Origin of the sequence: Nonomuraea sp. NPDC049129, assembly GCF_040648495.1 — a bacterium.
Lineage (GTDB): Bacteria > Actinomycetota > Actinomycetes > Streptosporangiales > Streptosporangiaceae > Nonomuraea.
In genome coordinates this window covers 639548-658515 of sequence record NZ_JBEZDU010000004.1, presented here as the reverse complement: position 1 = coordinate 658515, position 18968 = coordinate 639548, and the positions used below count along the sequence as shown (strand labels likewise).

Annotated in this window: 15 protein-coding genes; 4 read left to right on the top strand and 11 right to left on the bottom strand. The window is 70.1% G+C overall.

Annotated elements, in window-relative coordinates:
• Positions 1-100 precede the first annotated feature (100 nt).
• Positions 101-769, bottom strand: coding sequence for an SGNH/GDSL hydrolase family protein (locus AB0B64_RS15805; protein ID WP_358177970.1), 669 nt, complete (start codon positions 767-769; stop codon positions 101-103).
• Between the two features lie 102 nt (positions 770-871).
• Positions 872-2356, bottom strand: a complete 1485-nt coding sequence (locus AB0B64_RS15800; RefSeq protein WP_358177967.1) for an MFS transporter — start codon at positions 2354-2356, stop codon at positions 872-874.
• Positions 2357-2569: 213 nt separating this feature from the next.
• Here AB0B64_RS15800 and AB0B64_RS15795 point away from each other — a divergent pair, with 213 nt between their 5' ends.
• The gene (locus AB0B64_RS15795; protein WP_357942560.1) at positions 2570-3184 is read left to right on the top strand and encodes a TetR/AcrR family transcriptional regulator; all 615 of its coding nucleotides are present in this window, start codon (positions 2570-2572) and stop codon (positions 3182-3184) included.
• Positions 3185-3430: 246 nt separating this feature from the next.
• Here the strand turns inward: AB0B64_RS15795 and AB0B64_RS15790 are convergent, their stop codons facing one another.
• From AB0B64_RS15790 to AB0B64_RS15765, 6 genes are all read right to left on the bottom strand, one after another.
• Complete coding sequence (locus AB0B64_RS15790; RefSeq protein ID WP_358177965.1) at positions 3431-4027, bottom strand: hypothetical protein; 597 nt, start codon at positions 4025-4027, stop codon at positions 3431-3433.
• Between the two features lie 222 nt (positions 4028-4249).
• Positions 4250-4711 carry a hypothetical protein gene (locus tag AB0B64_RS15785; RefSeq protein ID WP_357942556.1) on the bottom strand — a complete coding sequence of 154 codons (462 nt, stop codon included), beginning with the start codon at positions 4709-4711 and terminating at the stop codon, positions 4250-4252.
• A gap of 253 nt (positions 4712-4964) precedes the next feature.
• Positions 4965-6254, bottom strand: coding sequence for a homoserine dehydrogenase (locus AB0B64_RS15780; RefSeq protein WP_357942554.1), 1290 nt, complete (start codon positions 6252-6254; stop codon positions 4965-4967).
• Complete coding sequence (gene lysA / locus AB0B64_RS15775; protein WP_357942552.1) at positions 6251-7633, bottom strand: diaminopimelate decarboxylase; 1383 nt, start codon at positions 7631-7633, stop codon at positions 6251-6253. The genes AB0B64_RS15780 and lysA overlap by 4 nt, the downstream gene beginning before the upstream one ends.
• 121 nt (positions 7634-7754) lie before the next feature.
• Entirely contained in the window at positions 7755-8357 is a 603-nt protein-coding gene (locus tag AB0B64_RS15770) for an anticodon-binding protein (RefSeq protein ID WP_358177962.1), read from the bottom strand.
• Between the two features lie 203 nt (positions 8358-8560).
• Entirely contained in the window at positions 8561-10408 is a 1848-nt protein-coding gene (locus AB0B64_RS15765) for a hypothetical protein (RefSeq protein WP_357942548.1), read from the bottom strand.
• Positions 10409-10478: 70 nt separating this feature from the next.
• Between AB0B64_RS15765 and AB0B64_RS15760 the strand changes: the two genes are divergently transcribed.
• Both AB0B64_RS15760 and treS read left to right on the top strand, forming a co-directional pair.
• Positions 10479-12113: an asparagine synthetase B family protein gene (locus AB0B64_RS15760; RefSeq protein ID WP_357942546.1), complete on the top strand. Its 1635-nt coding sequence runs from the start codon at positions 10479-10481 to the stop codon at positions 12111-12113.
• Positions 12114-12374: 261 nt separating this feature from the next.
• Positions 12375-14087 carry a maltose alpha-D-glucosyltransferase gene (gene treS / locus AB0B64_RS15755; RefSeq protein ID WP_357942544.1) on the top strand — a complete coding sequence of 571 codons (1713 nt, stop codon included), beginning with the start codon at positions 12375-12377 and terminating at the stop codon, positions 14085-14087.
• Here the strand turns inward: treS and AB0B64_RS15750 are convergent.
• From AB0B64_RS15750 to AB0B64_RS15740, 3 genes are read right to left on the bottom strand one after another with little or no spacing between them, the layout of a single operon-like run.
• A complete protein-coding gene (locus AB0B64_RS15750) occupies positions 14079-16346 on the bottom strand; it encodes an FtsX-like permease family protein (protein ID WP_357942542.1) in 2268 nt (755 codons plus the stop codon). The genes treS and AB0B64_RS15750 overlap by 9 nt on opposite strands.
• Before the next feature lie 11 nt (positions 16347-16357).
• Positions 16358-17083: an ABC transporter ATP-binding protein gene (locus AB0B64_RS15745; RefSeq protein ID WP_357942540.1), complete on the bottom strand. Its 726-nt coding sequence runs from the start codon at positions 17081-17083 to the stop codon at positions 16358-16360.
• On the bottom strand, positions 17080-17586 hold the full coding sequence (locus tag AB0B64_RS15740) for a PadR family transcriptional regulator (protein WP_358177959.1): 507 nt from the start codon (positions 17584-17586) through the stop codon (positions 17080-17082). The genes AB0B64_RS15745 and AB0B64_RS15740 overlap by 4 nt, the downstream gene beginning before the upstream one ends.
• A 128-nt stretch (positions 17587-17714) precedes the next feature.
• Between AB0B64_RS15740 and AB0B64_RS15735 the strand changes: the two genes are divergently transcribed.
• Entirely contained in the window at positions 17715-18962 is a 1248-nt protein-coding gene (locus AB0B64_RS15735) for an ABC transporter substrate-binding protein (protein ID WP_357942536.1), read from the top strand.
• The last annotated feature ends 6 nt before the right edge of the window (positions 18963-18968 follow it).

Below are 18968 nucleotides of genomic sequence, written 5' to 3'. Positions count from 1 at the left end.
GCAGTTGATCTAGGGGGGTCAGGCTATCTGAGGTCGATCTCGGCAAGCCGAACTGGCTCTGGTTCACGCGTCGCCGACAGGTTGAGAACCGGGCGCCCGGTCACGAGACCAGGCGCAACCAGGCCGCCGCGAGGGCGGCGTGACCGGCCGGTGTCGGGTGCACGCCGTCCTCGGCCCAGTATTCCGGCCCGGTCGTCGCCGCGAGTTCGGCGAACATGCCGTCGGCGGGAAGCAGATGGGCGCCATACTTGCCGGCGAGTTCCCGCACGGCTTGGATCTTCGGGTTCAGGTCGGCGCGCCATTCCTTCCGCTCTTCCTCTCCGATACGTGCGCGTGCGACACCCGCCTCGACGACGCCGTGAATCGGCAGGAGGAACGGCTCGATGAGGATCAGCTCCGTGCCCGCCTTGGCGAGGGGCGCGAGCAGGCGGTCATAACCCGCTTCGAACTCCGCCACGGAGATCACGTACCCCTCCGGGTCCAGCGTGTGCCAGCCCATGTCGTTGACCCCGACGAGGATCGACACCACATCCGGGTGCGCGTCGAGCACGTCCGCCTGCCAGCGGGCCTCGAGGTCCATCACCTTGTTGCCGCCGATCCCGGTGTTCAGCCAGGTCACGGGACGGTCCGGATGCCGCAGGCCCCACTCGCCCGCGACGCGCAGCGGGTAGCCGGACCCGAGACCGTCTTCGCTCTCCAGCCGCCGGCAGTCGGTGATCGAATCGCCGGTGAACACCACGGTGCTCCCGGGTCGGAGGGTGATCGTCATGTGTGCTCCTTGAAATCGGTTCGGGGAATGCAGTGCTGCGCAGCTCTCCGAAGTGCCGTGTGGCCAGGGCCGCCTTGGCCGGCGATGATGGTGCGCGGGGAGTCAGGTGTCCTGGGGGACGGTGTCGTCGATGGGAGTGGCCGCCTGGTCGCCGGCCGCGTACCGGGTGCGGGCGATCCCCCAGCCGACGAGGACCGCCGCGACGATGGTGAGGGTGAGGCTCGCGATCGTGACGGCCCGGTGGAACTCGCCGGTCTGCTGCGAGCTCCAGTGGGAGGTGGCAATGTCGCCGGTGAACAGGGTGGCGAGGATGGTGCCGGTGACGGTTATGCCGGTGCCGGAGGTGACTTCGGTGGCGGTGTCGACGAGCGCGGTGCCGATGGTGGTCCGGTTCTCGGGCAGGCCGCGGACCACGTTGAGCCCGGCGACGACACCGACCACGCGCATCCCGGCCGCCACGAGGACGAGCGCGATCGCGACCCACAGGTAGCCGGACCGGCCGAGCAGGCCGTAGACGGCCAGGCCGGACACGACCGCCGCGGCGCTGATCCATGCGGCCCGGTCCAGGCCGACACGCTGTACGAACGGGTTGACGAACGCGCTGCCGGCGATGAGGACGACGACCTGCGGCAGCATCCCGATGGCGGCCAGTGCGGGCGTCCAGCCCCAGTCGAGCTGCAGCTGCAGCGTCACCATGTAACCGAGTCCGGCGGTCGCCAGCCCGGTGGCGGCCTTGTAGGCCAGGCCGCTGGAGACCAGGGGGAGGGCGAGGAGTTTCAGGTCGAGCAGCGGATGGCGGGCCAGGCGCTCGCGCAGGACGAAGCAGATCGCCGTCACGGCGGCCGCGGCGGTGACCGACCAGGGCGCCCAGGAGCCGGCGCCCTGGTCCACGAACGGCGTCGGCGCGAGGAGCGCGAGTACGATCGTCGCCGTACCCAGCAGCATCCCGGGTACGTCGAGGGGGTCGCGGTGGAGGCCGGCCGGGTCGTCGGCGGCGATGCCGGACCGTACGCCAAGGAACGCGAGCACGGCGATCGGCGCGTTCACCAGCAGCAGGACCTGCCAGGGCGCGATCGCCAGCACCAGGCCGCCCGTCGTCGGGCCGACCGCGAGCCCGACCAGGCCCACGGTCGAGATGAGGGTCAGCGCGCGCACGCGCAGGCCGTCCTCGTCGAACAGCCGGAACGCCAGCGCCATCGATCCCGGGGTCGTCATCGCCGCGGCGACCCCCATCGTCGCCCGGACGGCGATCAGCTGCTCGGCGCTGGTGACCACGGCGGTCGCCAGACTCGCCCCGCCGAGCAGGACCAGCCCGATCAGCATGATCCGCCGCCGGCCGAACCGATCGGCGACCGCGCCGAACGCCAGCATCAACCCGCCGAACACGACCGCATAGGCGCCCGTCATCCACTGCAACGCGGTCGTCGAGGCGTGCAGCTCGCGTCCGATCACGGGCAGCGCGACGTTCAGAATCGAGTTGTCCAGCATCTCGAAGAGGAACACCGCCGACAGCCCCGCCAACGCGACCCACGCCTCCCGCAGCGACCTGGGGGTACGACCGGGCCGGGCCGCCGCCCTCTCATTCATGGAGACCTGCGCCTGTGGGGCGATCCAGCACGGGGCGATCCGGCCGCTCGTGCGGGTCGGTCACCTCCCCTGCCCCGTACGGGACGCGGCCGGGGTACCGCGGCCCGCTGGGGCCCACCGGGGCCCGCTCCGGCGACAATGACGGTTGTCTGTTCGATGAACATGCCACTACGTTAACTGACTAAGTTAAGTGACACAAGGAAGTGGGGCCGAATGCCCAGGACCGGAGCGCGAGGCGGCCCGCAGACGCGCGCGAAGATCTCAGAGGTGGCGACCCGGCTGTTCCTCGAACGCGGATTCGACACGGTCACGGTCACCGAGGTCGCGCGGGAGGCCGGGGTCTCGGCCGTAACGGTCTTCAAGCACTTCCCGCGCAAGGAGGACCTCCTCCTGGACCGCGAGGTCGACGCCGTCGAGCTCCTGCGCTCAGCGGTACGCGACCGCGCCCCGGACGCCGGAGTGCTCAGGTCCCTGCGCGATACGGCGTTCCGTCTCCTGGAGGAGCGGCACGCCCTGTCCGGCCTCAAGGAGGGGTCCGTCCCCTTCTTCCGGACCGTCGCGGCCTCGCCCGCGCTGGTCGCCCGCGCCAGGGAGATCGCCTCCGACCTCCAACAGACCCTCGCCGGCGAGCTCGAACACGACCCGGCCTTCGACGGCGACGCCTCGCTGCTCGCCGCCTTCTTCATCGCCGGCTACACCGCCGTGCTGGTGGAGACCGCCCGGCTCCTGATCGCCGGAGAACCGGCCGACACCATCGCGGACGACCACCGCGCCCGCCTGGAGCGCCTGTTCGACGCCCTCAGCAACGGAGTCGTGCCCCGGCCATGAGGTTCACCGCCGTACTGCGCGCGGTGGCGGGCGAGGCCGCCGCCGGCCTCGCCCGCATCCGCCAGGAACTCGTGTGGAGGTTCGGTGAGGAGATCATCTCCCTCTGACCTGCGATGAGAGGCCGGCATCAACTCCCGTGACGATGCTGACCTTGTCGGCGGGTCCTGGAACCTCGGGTTGACGTTCCGATCTGCTGCGACCGGTTCGTGAGATCGGCTTGTAGGGGTCGTAGGCCAGGTCGAGTGGTCACGTGGTGCGGTGCGCCTTGTCCGCCGTCTTGCGGAACCGCGTGCCGTCCCACCTGTAGGTTTGGCTGACGATCAGGTCTGGACAGCATCTGGGAGCCCGGTCGCTGATCGCCTTGCCGTGCAGGTGCGCGCTCCCGCCCCGGATCGCGACCTTCAGGGTCCTGAAGTAGCGGTTCTTGCCGAGTTTCCCGAGCAAGCGCGGAGCCGAGGGCTTGGAGGCTCCGTCGTAGACAAAGGCGATCAAGGGATTGCTCGACGTCGAGCTCGGGCACGACGACACGACGACGGTCTCACGCTTGCCGTCACGGGTAAGGTCGCCGACGGCCGCTACGCGGGCGTGCACGACGTACCAAGCGGCCCGCGGCCTCGGTTTGGGGCAGTTCAGAGCCGACTCCACAACGGAAGCCCAGTCGACCCGGCCGGCGGCATTCGCCGCGATGGTGGTAACCGGTGCCGCCGCACCGTCCACAGTGGCCGCGTTGGCGATACCTCCGCCGAGGACGACCGTCAGGCAGGCGGCCAGGGAGGCGGCGCTGGTCCAGGTTTGGTATCGGCGGGCTCTTGGGTGGCTCGTGCGCTCGGTGAGTGAGGTCATAGTCAGTCCGACGCGGGAAACCTCGGAGATGTTGTGGGCTATTTGCTCCTGCCGTGAGACAAATGCCGATCCCATCGTGATGCTTGACCTCGTCGGCCCTGCTTGGAACGGCGTGTTGCGAGCACCGGTCTCCTCATCCCTTGGCGGCATCGTTTGTCGCGAACCGCAACCGCCATTCGGCACCCACCGGTGGCGGTGCCACATCATCTCCGCGCTTTGGGCTCACGGTGCGAATACCTCGCCGTGCTCCTCATCGGGCAAAGGCTGGCCCGCCTGCGCGGCCAAAGCCGGATCGGCCAGGATTCGGGCAGTCGCCCGCCATTCAGCCGTAACTCGATGCAACGTGGCATGCACGTCGAGATCGACGACATCGCGAGTAGCGTCGACGATGTCACGGAAGAATTCCTGACGCTCGCCAACCGAAAGGTGGCGAGCCCACGGGAAGACCACCGGCAGGGCACGTTCGACCGCCCGCGTCCCCTCATCGCTCGCGACCAGTGCGGCCAGCAGGCGAGACACGACATCGGCCGTCTCCTTCCGCTCCCCATCGTGCCGCGCGGTGGTGATGTACAGGTCTTCGCCGTCGCGGCGTTTGACATGCAACCGGTGCACTCGGCTGAGCGTGGCTGCCACTCGTTTGGAGTGCTTCGAGAGGTCGGAGAAAGGCACGGTCGGAGTAGCCATACCGCGACGCTACTTCGGAACCGATTCCGAAGTCATGGGAACGCCCGGCCGATCAAGACGGTCCCGGATTGCTGTCGGACACGCTCAGGCCAAAGGTCCGCCTGCGTTCAGGAGGGCGAAGCCCTCCTGTGGAAGAACGCCCGAGCGCAGCGAGGACCATGCCTTTGTGGGGGTGTGGGGGGCGCCGAGCCCCCCACAGAACACAGCCCGACCCCTCAGAGCGCGAAGCGCCCCAAGGGGAGGACCGTGCTTGTCAGAGGTCGCCCTCGACCCGCATCACACTGGCCACGGCTCGTACGATGTCGAGATCCCGTAGGCCCTCCATGGTGGCCGTAAGTGCCGCGTCCGTTGCCCGGTGGGTCACGATGACGAGTTGGGCGTCGTCCCCGTGGCCCTCCTGGCGTACCGTCTGGATTGATACGTCGTGCTTGGCGAACAGGTCCGCCACCCGGGCCAGTACGCCCGGCTTGTCCGCCACGTCCAGCGCCACGTGGCACCGCGTGACGGTCGCCCCCATGGGGTGCACGGGCAGGTCGGCGTACGTCGACTCCGAGGGGCCGCGCGTGCCCGCCAGGCGGTTGCGGGCCACCGCCACCAGGTCGCCGAGCACGGCCGAGGCCGTCGGCGCGCCGCCGGCGCCCTTGCCGTAGAACATGAGCTGGCCCGCCGACGCCGCCTCCACGAAGACCGCGTTGTACGCCTCGCGTACGCCGGCCAGCGGGTGCGTCCGGGGGATCATCGCCGGGTGTACGCGGACCCCGACCGAGCGGCCGTCGTCGGAGCGGGCGCAGATGGCCAGCAGCTTGATGACGTAGCCCATGGCCTTGGCCGAGGCCACGTCGGTGGCGGTGATCTCGGTGATGCCCTCGCGGTGCACCTCTTCCGCCGTCACCCGGCTGTGGAAGGCCAGGCCGGCCAGGATCGCGGCCTTGGCGGCGGCGTCGAAGCCCTCGATGTCGGCCGTCGGGTCGGCTTCGGCGTAGCCGAGCGTCTGGGCCTCCTCCAGGGCGTCGGTGAACGAGGCGCCCGTGGAGTCCATCTTGTCGAGGATGTAGTTGGTGGTGCCGTTGACGATGCCGAGGACCTGTTTGACGTGGTCGCCGGCGAGTGATTCGCGCAGCGGGCGCAGCAGCGGGATGGCTCCGGCCACGCTGGCCTCGAAGTAGAGGTCGCCGCCGCCCGTACGGGCGGCCTCGTGCAGGGTGGCGCCGTCCTCGGCGAGCAGGGCCTTGTTGGCGGTGACGACCGACTTGCCGCTGGACAGGGCGGACACGATCAGCGAGCGGGCGGGCTCGATGCCGCCGATGACCTCGATCACGATGTCGACGTCGTCGCGGGTGACCAGCGACTCGGCGTCGGTGGTCAGGAGCTCGGGGGCCACCTCGACGTCGCGCTTGCGGCCGAGCCGGCGTACGGCCACACCGGCCAGTTCCAGCGGCGCGCCGATGCGGGCGGCCAGGTCGTCGCCCTGCTCGTGGATCAGGCGGATGACCTGCGAGCCCACCACCCCGCAGCCCAGCAGGGCCACTTTCAGCGGTTTCACAACTGCCCCCTCAACAGGTCGTCCTCGGTCTCGCCCCGCACGATGACACGTGCCTCGCCGTCGGTGACGGACACCACGGCGGGCTTGGGCAGATAGTTGTAGTTGCTGGCCAGCGACCGGCAGTAGGCACCGGTGGCCGCCACGGCGATCAGGTCGCCCGGCGCGAGGTCGGCGGGCAGGAAGCAGTCGCGCACGATGATGTCGCCGCTCTCGCAGTGCTTGCCGACCAGGCGGCTGAGCATGGGCTCGGCGGAGCTCTCGCGGCTGGCCAGCACGGCGGTGTATTCGGCCCCGTAGAGCGCGGTGCGCACGTTGTCGCTCATGCCGCCGTCGACGCTGACGTACGTACGCAGCCCCTCGACGTCCTTGACCGTCCCGACCTCGTAGAGCGTGATCCCGCCGGGCCCGATGATGGTGCGGCCGGGCTCCACGGTCAGCCTCGGCACCGGCAGCCCGGCGTCGGTGCAGACCTTGGTGACGATCTCGCGCAGGCCGTCGGCGATCTCCTTGATGTCGGGGGCCTCGTCACCCTCGACGTAGGCGATGCCGTAGCCGCCGCCCAGGTCGAGCTCGGGCAGCACCACGTCGTGCTCGTCCTTGATCTGCACGAGCAGCGTGGCCAGGCGGCGCGCCGCCACCTCGAACCCGGCCGTGTCGACGATCTGCGAGCCGATGTGCGAGTGGAGCCCGACGAGCTCCAGCGCGGGCAGCGCGAGAATGCGGCGTACGGCCTCGGCGGCGGCCCCGGTGTTGAGCGACAGGCCGAACTTCTGGTCGTCGTGCGCGGTGGCGATGAACTCGTGCGTGTGCGCCTCGACCCCGGTCGTCACCCGGATCATGACCTTGGGCCGCGTGCCGTGCCTCTCGGCGAGGAACCCGAGCCGGGCGATCTCCTCGTAGGAGTCGACGACGATGTGCCCGACGCCCGCCTCCAGCGCCCTGGACAGCTCGGCGGCCGACTTGTTGTTGCCGTGCAGCGTGATGCGCGCGGCCGGGAAGCCGACGCTGAGCGCCACCGCCAGCTCGCCGCCGCTGGCCACGTCGAGGCCGAGGCCCTCGTCCTGGAGCCAGCGGACGATCTCCTTGCACAGGAACGCCTTGCCGGCGTAGTGGACCTCGGAGCCCGCGAAGGCCGTGGCGTAGTCGCGCATGCGCGAGCGCACGTCGTCCTCGTCGAACACGTAGAGGGGCGTGCCGTGGTCGCGGGCCAGATCGCGGACGTCCACGCCGCCGATCGTGAGCGCGCCATCGGTCCGGCTCGACGTTCGCGGCCAGATCGAGGGATTGATCCGGTTGAGGTCGGCGGGCGCCAGCGGTGGGCGCTCGTGGGGCAGCATCTCTGCGTGCCGGTCCCCGGCGGGATGGACGAATCGACTCACCCGAACGAGGCTATCGGAACCGTCGAACCGCCCGGACCCGCTGCCCACGTATCGAGACGCGATCAAGCTCCAGGAGGGATATTTTTACGATTTTTCGCCCTTTGGCCGGATATTTTGCCAATCACAGACGCGCCGGGCCCGGCAGCACCTTGAGCACCGCCGCCGCCAGCCGGACGCGCGCCGTGTGCAGTGGTGCGGGCGGCTCGTCTCCCATGGGTACGGCGGGGGCCAGCTCATGGGCGTCGTGGTACGCCGTCGCCAGCCGTACCAGATAAGGCTCCCACCCAGGAGACCTGCTCAACCGTCGGCCCGGCAGCTCGGCCAGGACGCGGAGCACGGCGCGGTCACGCGGGTCGGCTAGCAGCTCTGGGCGGAAGGGGCCGGACGGGACGCCCAGGTCGCGCGCCCATCGCTGGACGGCGGCCGCCCGCGCGTGGGCGTAACGGACGACGAAGCCCGGGTTCGCCCATGTGCGGGGGAAATCCGGCCAGGGGTCCTCTGGTGCGTCGAGCGGCTCCACGGAGTCCACCAGCGTCCCTGGTACGTCCACGACGATCCGTAGGAAGCCGTTGTCCAGCACCTCGCCGGAGACGCGCGCCGCCAGGGAGGCGGGGGGCACGCCGCGACGGAGGGCGGCGGCCGAGATGTAGACCGCCTCCCGCTCCCACGTCCCCTCCGGCACCGGCGGCTCCCCCAGCACCTCGGCCAGCTGTTCTGGCGTCACGGGGTGGCCGCCCTTGACGCTGGTGCGGTGGTCACGATGGTCCCCCGTCCCACGACCGTCTCAATCCCTGTGACGGTCTGTTGCGGCTGGGGTCCTTGGGGAGGGACACCCCCTCCGAAGGAGTGGAAGAGGACGGTCCGTGGTGGCTGGGGCCCTTAGGAGGGACACCCCCTGCGGGAGAGCGGAAGAGCGGATACACCGCGCTAGATGAGCGCGTGTGGCTCGGCGGAGCCGTACTCGACCAGTTGGGCGGCCCCCAGCAGCCACCTGTCCTCCTCGCGTACCCGCACATAGCCGAACCGGTCGGCCGAGAACACCTTGATCCCGTCCGCCCGGCACTGCCGCATCAGCACCTCGTCCCACCCGTCCGTGAGGTCGGCGAAGCCGAGCTCACGCAGGGTGTTGCGGCGGGCCAGGAGCGTGGCGCCGGCGATCTCCGGCAGGTAGGAGTATTCGGCGTCCGGCTGCTTGAGCAGGGTCGCCTGCGGCTTGCGGAGGTGGGCGTAGAAGGCGGCCTTGCCGACGATGTCGGCCGTGCTGAACAGGAACGCCCGGCGCAGGTCGGTCAGATAGTGCGCCCCGTAGACGTCGCGCGGGTCCATCACCGCGACCAGGTCGGCCTCGCACAGGTCAAGACCGTGGTTGAGCATGGCGCCCGTGCTGGCGGCCGGGTCGAGGTCGCGGAAGACCACGTCGACGCCCGTCAGGACCTCGCGGACCCGCTGCTCGGCCCCGCGCCAGGCGAACACCACCACCTGGGTGACCCCCGACTGCCTGGCCACCTGGGCCAGCGCGTGCTCCAGCAGCGCCGAGTCGGGCACCGGCAGCAGCACCGAGACGTTGAGCGTGGCGCGTACGGCGGGCAGGCCGATGGCCTCCAGCAGCTCGTCGGTCCGCTCGGACATCGTGCCGGTGGCGTGGGCGCGGCGCAGGGCCGCGTGCGCGCGGCGCGCGTCGGGCTCGGTGCCGATCGAGGTGTTGCAGGCCGCGAGCTCGGCCAGCACCCACTGCGGGGTGCCGGGCGGGCACTCGACGGCGGCGGGCCAGCGGTAGGAGGTCAGCACGTCGGGATAGGTCAGGTGCTCGGGCAGCAACTGGTCGAGCGTGAGCACCCGGTCGATGCGGCCGCCCGAGAGCGGGATCGGGTTGTGCACCCGCGGCTGCACCCCGAAGTGCAGGCGCGGCCAGCCCACGGTGAGGTCGTTGGTGAAGCGGTGCTCGAACAGCTCGGCGGCGGCCGTGTAGGGGGCCACGTCGCCCTGCGTGTGCCAGAACACCGTGCGGATGCCCCGCTCGGCGCACCAGGCCAGCAGGGCCTTGAGCCCCTCGCCCGGCTCGCCGGTGATCTCCTCGGCCCACGGACCCTGGGTGACCGACTCGACCACGAGCAGGTGCGGCACCTCCAGCGGCAGCACTCTGGCGAAGTCGCGCGGCGTGAAGCCGGTCGTCTGCCGCCACTCGTAGCGCAGCAGCGCCTCGGTGTGCGGGTCGGCGATCACCGCGGCGGTCAGGTGCGGGCGGGTGTTGGGCCCGGTGGGCACGCGGAACGGCTTGAGCTTGAACGAGGCGCCGTTGAGCGTACGCACGGATGTGGTGGCCTGGTAGGCGGCGCCCGGCCGCTCGTCCTTGTCCTTGGCCGCGGCGGCGACCGGCTTGCGCTTGGGCGCGGTGGGTCGTTTGACCGGTTTGGCGGCGCCCTTGAGACCTCTGGCCAGGCGGACCGGGTTGCTCTTGCCGCTCCTGATCGCGTCGCCGAGCCGGTTCCAGCGGGCCACCTTGATCGAGGAGAGTTTCCAGTTGGCCACCTCGGCCTGGAAGCGCTGCTCGGCGAGCTCCTTGCGGAGCTTCTCCGCTGCGGCGCGCTCGATCTCCAGCCGCTCCTCCGCGTCGGTGAGCCGCTCGGCGAGCGCCTTGGCCTCAGCGGCGTGGTGCTCGGCCTCCACGAGCCGCGCCTGGGCCACGTCCAGCAGCCTGGCCAGCTCGGCCGCGTGCTCGGCCTGGGCGATCGCCTCACGCAGCGCTCGCCTAGTGCTCTCCAGCTCAGTGCTCACCGAGACCTCCGATTCCTAGCCCGGCAAAGGATACTCTTTTGCGGGAAGCAGCTCGAAGGGATGAGATCCGGTGCAGTTCAACGTGCGGCCCTATGTCTGCGGCGGTCTCGGCCGGATCGACACCGTGATACTCGGCAAGCTCGCCGCCGCGGGGCCTCGGGTCAGACCGGCGCTCCAGACGGCCGAGGCGGCCCTGTACAGCTCGACGCCGCTGCCGCCCTATCACCGCGCCGGGGGCTCGTTCGCGTTCTCCTGGGGTGAGCGCAGGCCCTCGGCTCTCGACGGCTGGATGTCCATCGCCGAGACGTACGAGGTGCCGGGGCTGATCGGCGACGGCCCGCGGGTCACGCTGCACGCGGGCGCGCTCGGGCTGGTCGACGTCTATTACGTACGGCACGGCGACGCGATCTATTTCTCGTCCCTGATCCAGCCGTTGCTGTCGCTGGTCCCGGTCGAGATCGACTGGTCGGCCTGGGCCTCGATCATCCAGGTGACGTTCCCGCTCGGCGAGGCGACGCCCTACCAGCGGATCAAGCGGCTGCCGGGGTCGAGCGCGCTGGTGTTCGACGGCGAGCGGCTGGCCACGGAGCGCGGGCTGCCGCGCTGGCTGCGCCGCGAGCCGTACGAGAGGTGGACCAGCGCCCACGAGATCGTCGAGCTGCTGCACGAGGTCTACAAGGACTACGACGGGCGCAAGCTGCTGGTGCCGGTCAGCGGCGGCTACGACTCGCGGCTGCTGGCCAGCGTGGCGAAGGCGCGCGGCTTCGACGTGGAGTCCTGGACGACCAGCCCCGACGAGGGCACCGACACCGACATCGCCTTCGCCCGCTCGATCACCCGCGAGCTGGGCATCCCGCACCGGGTGATCACCCAGTCCGCCGACGCCTACCCCGGCGACGCGGCCGAGGTGGCGCGCCGGCTCGAATACCTGACGCCGCACCACGCCTGGTACGCCCCGTTCGCCAAGGAGGTGCAACGGGCGGGCCGGGTGCTGGTCGACGGCCTGGCCGGCGGCCCGCTGCTGAAGAACTTCATGGTGAGCGGGGCCGCGCTGGAGGCCACCTCGCAGGCCGAGCGGTCGGCCGCGGTGCTGAAGTCGCTCAGCCTGGGCGCCCCGTCACAGCCGTTCCTGTCGGCGGCGGCCGGCGCCTGGATGGAGGAGGCGGTACGCGAGCAGTTCGCCGCGGCGACCTCCATGCTGCACGGGCACCGGGCCGAGCTGCCGCTGTCGGTGCTGCACACGCGCACCGTGCGGGGCATCGCCCGCTCGGCGGTCAACCTGGTCGGGCCCGAGGCGTCGTTCGCGGCGCCGTTCATCCATCCCGACTTCTTCGACGCGGCACTGTCGGTAGGGGTGGCCCGAAAAGACAAGGGTCGCTTCTATCGCGAGATATTGCACGCCGCCAACCCGCGGGTGGCGGCCCTGCCGTCCACGAACGTGGTCAAGCAGCCGCTGCTGCGGGTCCCGCTGCGCTCCACGGCCGCTCCCGCGCGGGCGTACGCGCACCGCATGCTGGAGACCGTCGCCGGGCGGGTGCCCGAGCTGCTGTCGGATGAGCTGCACATGGTCATCGCGGGCGGCCCCGACGCGCTGACCCGGTTCAGCGGGTGGAACGACCGGTTCTGGGTCCGGGGGCTGGTGCTTTTCGGGCTCTGGCTGAGCGACTTCGAGAACGATCTCAGTGATGTGTCGTCCCCTTTCTGATGAACTCTCGGTAACATCACGGTTACACAGTGATCTCGTGGGTATTAACTCGAGCACAGCACAAGCGGGTTCCGGAAAGCCAACGGGCTGGTAGTGTTCGGCCCGTAAGCGCCGCACAAGCGGGCACCGGGTCACAAATCCGGTCCGTTCAGGGCATGAGGTTCGCAGGGATGACGACCTCAGGCGGCGCGGTCACCAGCTAGTTAGCGCCGGGGAAACCGGTGACTCCGTCCTGCCCACATCTCCTTCTGTGAGCGACATATGATCAACGCATCCCCAGCACCGGAGCCGATTTCCGAGGCGTTCGTCTCGGAGGATCCCTCCTGGTACAAGCGGGCGGTGTTCTACGAGGTTCTTGTCCGAGGGTTCAAGGACTCCAACGGCGACGGCACCGGAGACCTGCGTGGTCTCACGGAGAAGCTCGGCTATCTGGAATGGCTGGGTGTCGACTGCCTTTGGCTGCTGCCCTTGTACGAGTCGCCGCTGCGCGATGGCGGGTATGACATTTCCGACTATATGAAGATCCTTCCGGACTTCGGGGACCTCGGGGATTTCGTCCATCTGATCGAGTCGGCGCACGAGCGCGGGCTGCGGATCATCACCGACCTGGTGATGAACCACACGAGCGACCGTCATCCCTGGTTCCAGGCGTCGCGGCACGACCCGGAAGGGCCGTACGGCGACTTCTACGTGTGGTCCGACGAGCCGACCGGCTTTCCCGACGCCCCGATCATCTTCATCGGCGCGGAGGAGTCCAACTGGACCTACGACCCGGTGCGCAAGCAGTACTACTGGCATCGCTTCTTCCACCACCAGCCGGACCTGAACTATGACAACCCGGCCGTGCAGGAGGCCATGCTGGAGGTGCTGCGGTTCTGGCTGGACCTCGGCATCGACGGCTTCCGGCTGGACGCGGTGCCCTACCTGTTCGAGCGCGAGGGCACGGCGTGCGCGGGGCTGCCCGAGACGCACGCGTACCTGAAGAAGGTCCGCGCCGAGGTCGACCGCCTCTACCCCGACCGGGTGCTGCTGGCGGAGGCGAACGGCTGGCCCGAGGACGTCGTCGAATACTTCGGCGACCCCACCGTGGGCGGCGACGAGTGCCATATGGCCTTCCACTTCCCGCTCATGCCGCGCATCTACATGGCGGTCAAGAAGGAGACGCGCGAGCCCATCTCGGAGATCATGTCGCGCACCCCCAAGCTGCCCGACACGGCCCAGTGGGGCATCTTCCTCCGTAACCACGACGAGCTCACGCTCGAGACGGTGACCGAGGAAGAGCGCGACTACATGCACAGCGAGTACGCCAAGGACCCGCGCATGCGGGCCTACCTGGGCATCCGCCGCCGGCTCGCGCCGCTGCTGGACAACGACCGGGACCGGATCGAGCTGTTCACGGCCCTGCTGCTGAGCCTGCCGGGCTCGCCGATCATGTACTACGGCGACGAGATCGGCATGGGCGACAACATCTGGCTGGAGGACCGCGACGCGGTGCGCACGCCGATGCAGTGGAGCCCCGACCGCAACGCCGGCTTCTCCTCCGCCGACCCGGGGCGGCTCTACCTGCCCGCGGTCATGGACCCGATCTACGGCTTCCAGGCGGTCAATGTGGAGGCGCAGCAGCGCAGCGAGGGTTCGCTGCTCCACTTCACCCGCAAGATGCTGGAGATCCGCCGCAGCCACCCGGTGTTCGGCCTCGGCGCCTACACCGAAATGTGGTCCTCCAACAACAGCGTGCTCACCTACGTCCGCGAGTACGGCGACGACGTCATGCTGTGCGTGAACAACCTGTCGAAGTATCCCCAGCCGGTGGAGCTCGACCTGCGCCGCTTCACGGGCATGACGCCGGTGGAGGCGCGGGGCGGGGTGCACTTCCCGGTGATCGGCGAGCTGCCTTACCTGCTCACGCTGCCCAGCCACGGGTTCTACTGGTTCGCGCTGAAGAACCTGAAGAAGGACGACGCCTCAGCGTGAGGTGACGGGCACCTGGGCGCGGGCCGCGCGGCGGGCCGGGATGAGCGCGACCGCGAGCGCCGCGCCCACGGCGACCAGCACGGCGACGATCAGCGTGAGGACCGAGGGCGGGCGGCCGATGCCCGCCCCGACTCCGCTGGTGTAGCCCTGGAGGTCGATCAGGCCGGTCACCACCGAGGCCCCGGCCGCCGTACCGGCCACGATGCCCAGCACGACCAGCAGCCCGGTGCCCGTCACCAGGGTGGCCATCACCTGCCGCGGGGTCAGCCCCATCGCCTTGAGCACGGCCAGATCGAACGCGTGGTCGCGCAGCCCCAGGGCGCTGGCCGTGAGCAGGTTGGCCAGGCCGATCAACGCCAGCACCGCGATCAGCGCCACGATCACCACCCGGATGACCGACAGCCGGTCGGCGGGGTTGACCACCCGCTGCACGTCGAGGCTCTCCCCCGAGGCCGCCAGCAGCCTGTCGCGCACCTCGCCCGGATCGGTGCCCTGGCGCAGCGCGAGGGCGTAGAACTCGGGCGGCACGGAGTCCTTGGCCGCCAGGCTGTCGAGCCCCACGGACAGCACCTCGCCGTCGAGGTCCGGCTCCACGGTGCGGCCGACGATCCGTACGATCAGCGGCGAGCCGCCGACGGTCAGCCGGATCCGGTCACCGATCCTGGCGCCGAGCAGGTTGAGCAGCCCCTGCCCGGCGACGGCCTCGCCGGGCTGGCCGTACATGCGGCCTTCGACGACCGGAAACGGGTACGGGTCGGCCGAGCTGCCGATGGCCCGCACCCTGACCGAGCGGGCCGCCCCGGGGGCCAGGGCGTTGACGTCGGTGCCCGGGTAGACGCTCTGGACGGCCCTGTCGGACTCGGCGATGCGCTGGGCGTCGGCCGCCTCCAGCTTGCCCGGCCGGACGTACAGGCTGGCGTGCTGGCCCACCTGCTCGGGGTGGCTGAGGAAGTTGTCGAGCGTGGCCCAGACGCCGAGCCCGATCGTGATCATCATCATCGGCACGGCCAGGCCGAACGCGGTCAGGAAGGCCGGCAGCCGCCTGGTGAAGGCGTCGCGGGTGCCGAGGATGAGCGCGGGTGGCAGCCGTACGAGCAGGGCCAGCCTGGCCAGACGGGACAGGTGGCCGCGCGGCGGCGCCGCCGGGGCACCGGGGATGGGCGGCGTGCGCCCGCCGCGCCAGGCGGGCACTCCGACCGCGGCGAGCACGGTCAGCGTGGTGCCACCGACGATGGCCAGCACGGGCACGGGCGCGACAGAGGTCGTGCCGAGCACCGCCACCGTCGCCGCCCAACCGGCGAGCGTGCCGACGCCGACGCCGAGCAGGCCGAGTGCGCCGTGCTCGACCAGGAGCAGCAGGGCGACCTGGCCCCTGGTGAAGCCCATCGACTTGAGCGTGGCCAGGTCACGCAGCTGGCCGAGCACCCGCCCGCCGGCCGCGTTGGCCAGCGCCAGGGCGGCGGCGACCAGCCCGACCACGCCGAACAGCGCCAGCAGCGTGCCGAGCAGCCGGTTGTCGAGCTCCATCGCGGCGCGTACCTCGCGCCAGGTGTAGACGCGCTGCAGCTGGTCCTCCAGCATGACCACGACGCGCTGTGAGACGACCTGGGTGGCGTCGGGGTCGGCCAGGCGCAGGCCGGTCACCCACTCGCTGCGGCCGAGCATGGGCTCGATCCGGTCGAGCGTCGCCGGCAGCACCCAGGCCAGGCCGGGCGTCCACTCGGGGTAGAAGCCCTGCTCGGCGGAGTCGGCGATGCCGCGTACGTACAGGGTGTGGCGCTCCCCGCTCAGCGCGATGATGGAGAAGGCGTCGCCGAGCTTGAGCCGCAACGCCCTGGCGAAGGAGCGCTCGACCACCACGCCATCGGACTGGGCGGGGTCGAGCCAGCGGCCCTCGGCCACGACCGGGTGCGCCACCCGGGGCGGCGCGGCGGGCATGGCGCGCAGCGCCGCGGGCTCCTTCTTGCCGTCCTGGACCACGGTGACGGGCGCGGACCTGTAGGGCCCCGCGGTCTGGGTGACGCCGTCGATGGCGCCCAGCGGGACCTGGGGGCTGTCCTTGGTGTAGAACCACACGTGGGCGCCATCGGTCTGGGCGAACAGGCTGCGCCACGGGTTGGTGCCGTCTTCCAGCAGGGTGACGGCGGTGATCAGCGCGGCCACGATCCCGGCCACGGCGAGCACGGTGAGCAGCGCCTGGCCCCGCCTGGCCCGCAGGTCGGCCCTGATCCACCGGCTGCCCGCTCTGGCCGTGCTCATTTCGCTGAGGCTCATCGGAGGTCGATCACCTCACCGGCTGTCCCCGTACGCCTGCGGGCGATCCGGCCGTCGTCGACGATCTCGCCGTCGAACAGCGACACCAGGCGGTCCGCGAGGGCGGCCACCCGGGCGTCGTGGGTGACCATGACGATGGTCTGGCCGTCCTTGTGCACGTCGCTGAGCAGCCGGAGCACGTCGCGGGTGTTGCGGCTGTCGAGGTTGCCGGTCGGCTCGTCGGCCAGCAGCACGCTCGGCTGGTTGGCCAGCGCGCGGGCCAGCGCGACCCGCTGCTGCTCGCCGCCGGACAGCTGGCCGGGCGCGGCGTCGGCGCGTTCGGTGAGGTTGAGGGCGCCCAGGAGGCTCTCACGGCGTTCGCGGGCGTCTTTGGGCGAGGCTCCGGCCAGCAGCGCCGGCAGCTCCACGTTGTCGGCCACGGTCATGTTGGCGACCAGGTTGAAGAACTGGAAGACGAAGCCGACCTTCTTGCGCCGCAGCAGCGCCCAGGCACTCTCCGACAGCGTGTCGACGCGCTTGTCGTCGAGCCAGATCTCGCCGCTGGTGCGGGCGTCCAGCCCGCCGAGCATGTGCACCAGCGTCGACTTGCCCGACCCCGACGGCCCCATGATCGCGACGAACTCGCCCGGCTCCACCCGCAGATCCACCCCGCGTACGGCCGGTACGGGCACCGCGCCGTCGGAGTAGATCTTCACCAGGTTGACGGTCTTGATCACGCTCATGCCAGATCCTCCTGACACCGGGCCAGCCAGTCCAGGTCGGCCTGCAGGTGCAGCATGGCCCCCTCGATGAGCAGGACCGCCACGGTGTCGGCGGGCGCTGTGCGGGAGAGGAGGTCGTTGAGGTCGCTCATGAGCGAAAGATAGTGCCGGCGCTGCCGGTTGATGAGGGCCATCCGGTCGGCGATGCCGGTGAGCGGGGCCAGCACGAGCTTCATGAAGAACTCGTCGCGCACCCGGGGGCCCTCGGTCGGCTCGTCCACCCAGGTGGTGAGCACGTCGCGGCCCTTGGCCGTCAGGTAGTAGACCTTCTTGTTCGGCCGGTTGGACTGCTCCACGTCGACGGCCCTGACCAGGCCGTCCTTCTCCAGCCTGCCGAGGGTCACATAGATCTGGCCGATGTTGGGAGAGGGATAGGCGCTGCCGAAGGTCTGCTCAAGGGCCTGTTTGAGCTCGTACCCGTGGGCAGGTTCCTTGGCCAGGAGCGCCAGCAGGTGCAACCGCAAGCCCCACCTCCCCCTTGTGTTACGGATGCGTTACGCGCTTCTCCGTTGACCGTCAGATTACATGTGTGCATAACATGAATGCATCTACCTAACACGAATGTAATCCTTCTGAACTGGGAGGTCATCGGGTGCATCGCTCGTTGCCGATCGTGCTGGCCGTCTGTCTGGCGGCCGGGTGCGCGGCGACGGGTGACGAGGTCGGCGGCGATACCGGCACGGGCGGCACCGGCCCGATCACCTTCGCCACCGGACGCGACACGACGGCGTACCTGCAACCCCTGCTGGATCGCTGGAACCAGGCCCACCCGGCCGAGAAGGTGACGCTCCTCGAACTCCCCGAGGCCGCCGACGAACAGCGCGCGCAGATGGTGGCCAACCTCCAGGCCCGGAGCAACCGCTACGACGTGCTCGGGCTGGACGTGGTGTGGACCGCCGAGTTCGCGGAGAACGGCTGGATCATCCCCCTGGAGCGCGGGCTCTTCCCGCTCGACAGGCTCCTGCCGCCCGTCGTGGACACCGCGGTCTACAAGAACAAGCTGTGGGCGGTGCCGTACACGAGCAATGCCGGTCTCCTCTACTACCGAACCGACCTGATCAAGAAACCGCCGCGCACCTGGGCGGAGCTTCGCGAAAAGGCCCTAGAGGTCACGAAAAAGCGGGATATCGGGGGTTACGCCGGGCAGTTCCTCGCGTACGAGGGGCTGACCGTGAACTTCTCCGAGGCCGTGCAGTCGGCGGGCGGGCAGATACTCAGCCCGGACGGCACGGAGGTGACCCTTGACCCGGCCAAGGCCAGGCTCGCCCTGGACTTCCTCATCCAGGGCCTGCGCGAGGGCTGGATCCCCAAGGAGTCGCTGTCGTACAAGGAGGAGGAGTCCCGCCTGGCTTTCCAGGAAGGGCGGTTGGCCTTCGCCCGCAACTGGCCCCACGCCTACGGCCCGGCGACGGCCAAGCTCGGCGGCAAGTTCGCGGTGACCAGGCTTCCCGGGCTCAACGGCCCGGGGTCGAGCACGCTCGGCGGGGTCAACCTGGCCATCAGCGCCTACTCCAAGCACCAGCACACCGCCCAGGAGTTCATCCGCTACTTCACGGGCCTGGAGAACGAGCGGCGGGTGCTCACCGACGGCTCGTTCCCGCCGGTGTGGACCGAGCTCTACGACGACCCGGCCCTGATCAAGCGCTTCCCCTACCTGCCCGTACTCAAGGAGAGCATCCTCGCCGCCAAGGCGCGGCCGGTCAGCGCGAACTACAACCAGCTCAGCCTGGTGATCGCCAGCTCGGTCGCCAAGGCGCTGAGCCCTCCCTACACCGAGTCCGCCGACGATGTCGCGGTCTCCATGAAGTCCGAACTGCAAGAGATCATCAGCACACAGTGAGGCAGC

Bases quoted from the DNA above. Each gene is read 5' to 3' on its own strand.
- AB0B64_RS15745 (WP_357942540.1), bottom strand. From the start codon at position 17,083: ATGAGCGTGATCAAGACCGTCAACCTGGTGAAGATCTACTCCGACGGC.
- AB0B64_RS15800 (WP_358177967.1), bottom strand. From the start codon at position 2,356: ATGAATGAGAGGGCGGCGGCCCGGCCCGGTCGTACCCCCAGGTCGCTG.
- AB0B64_RS15795 (WP_357942560.1), top strand. From the start codon at position 2,570: ATGCCCAGGACCGGAGCGCGAGGCGGCCCGCAGACGCGCGCGAAGATC.
- treS (WP_357942544.1), top strand. From the start codon at position 12,375: ATGATCAACGCATCCCCAGCACCGGAGCCGATTTCCGAGGCGTTCGTC.
- AB0B64_RS15785 (WP_357942556.1), bottom strand. From the start codon at position 4,711: ATGGCTACTCCGACCGTGCCTTTCTCCGACCTCTCGAAGCACTCCAAA.
- AB0B64_RS15805 (WP_358177970.1), bottom strand. From the start codon at position 769: ATGACGATCACCCTCCGACCCGGGAGCACCGTGGTGTTCACCGGCGAT.
- AB0B64_RS15750 (WP_357942542.1), bottom strand. From the start codon at position 16,346: ATGAGCACGGCCAGAGCGGGCAGCCGGTGGATCAGGGCCGACCTGCGG.
- AB0B64_RS15790 (WP_358177965.1), bottom strand. From the start codon at position 4,027: ATGACCTCACTCACCGAGCGCACGAGCCACCCAAGAGCCCGCCGATAC.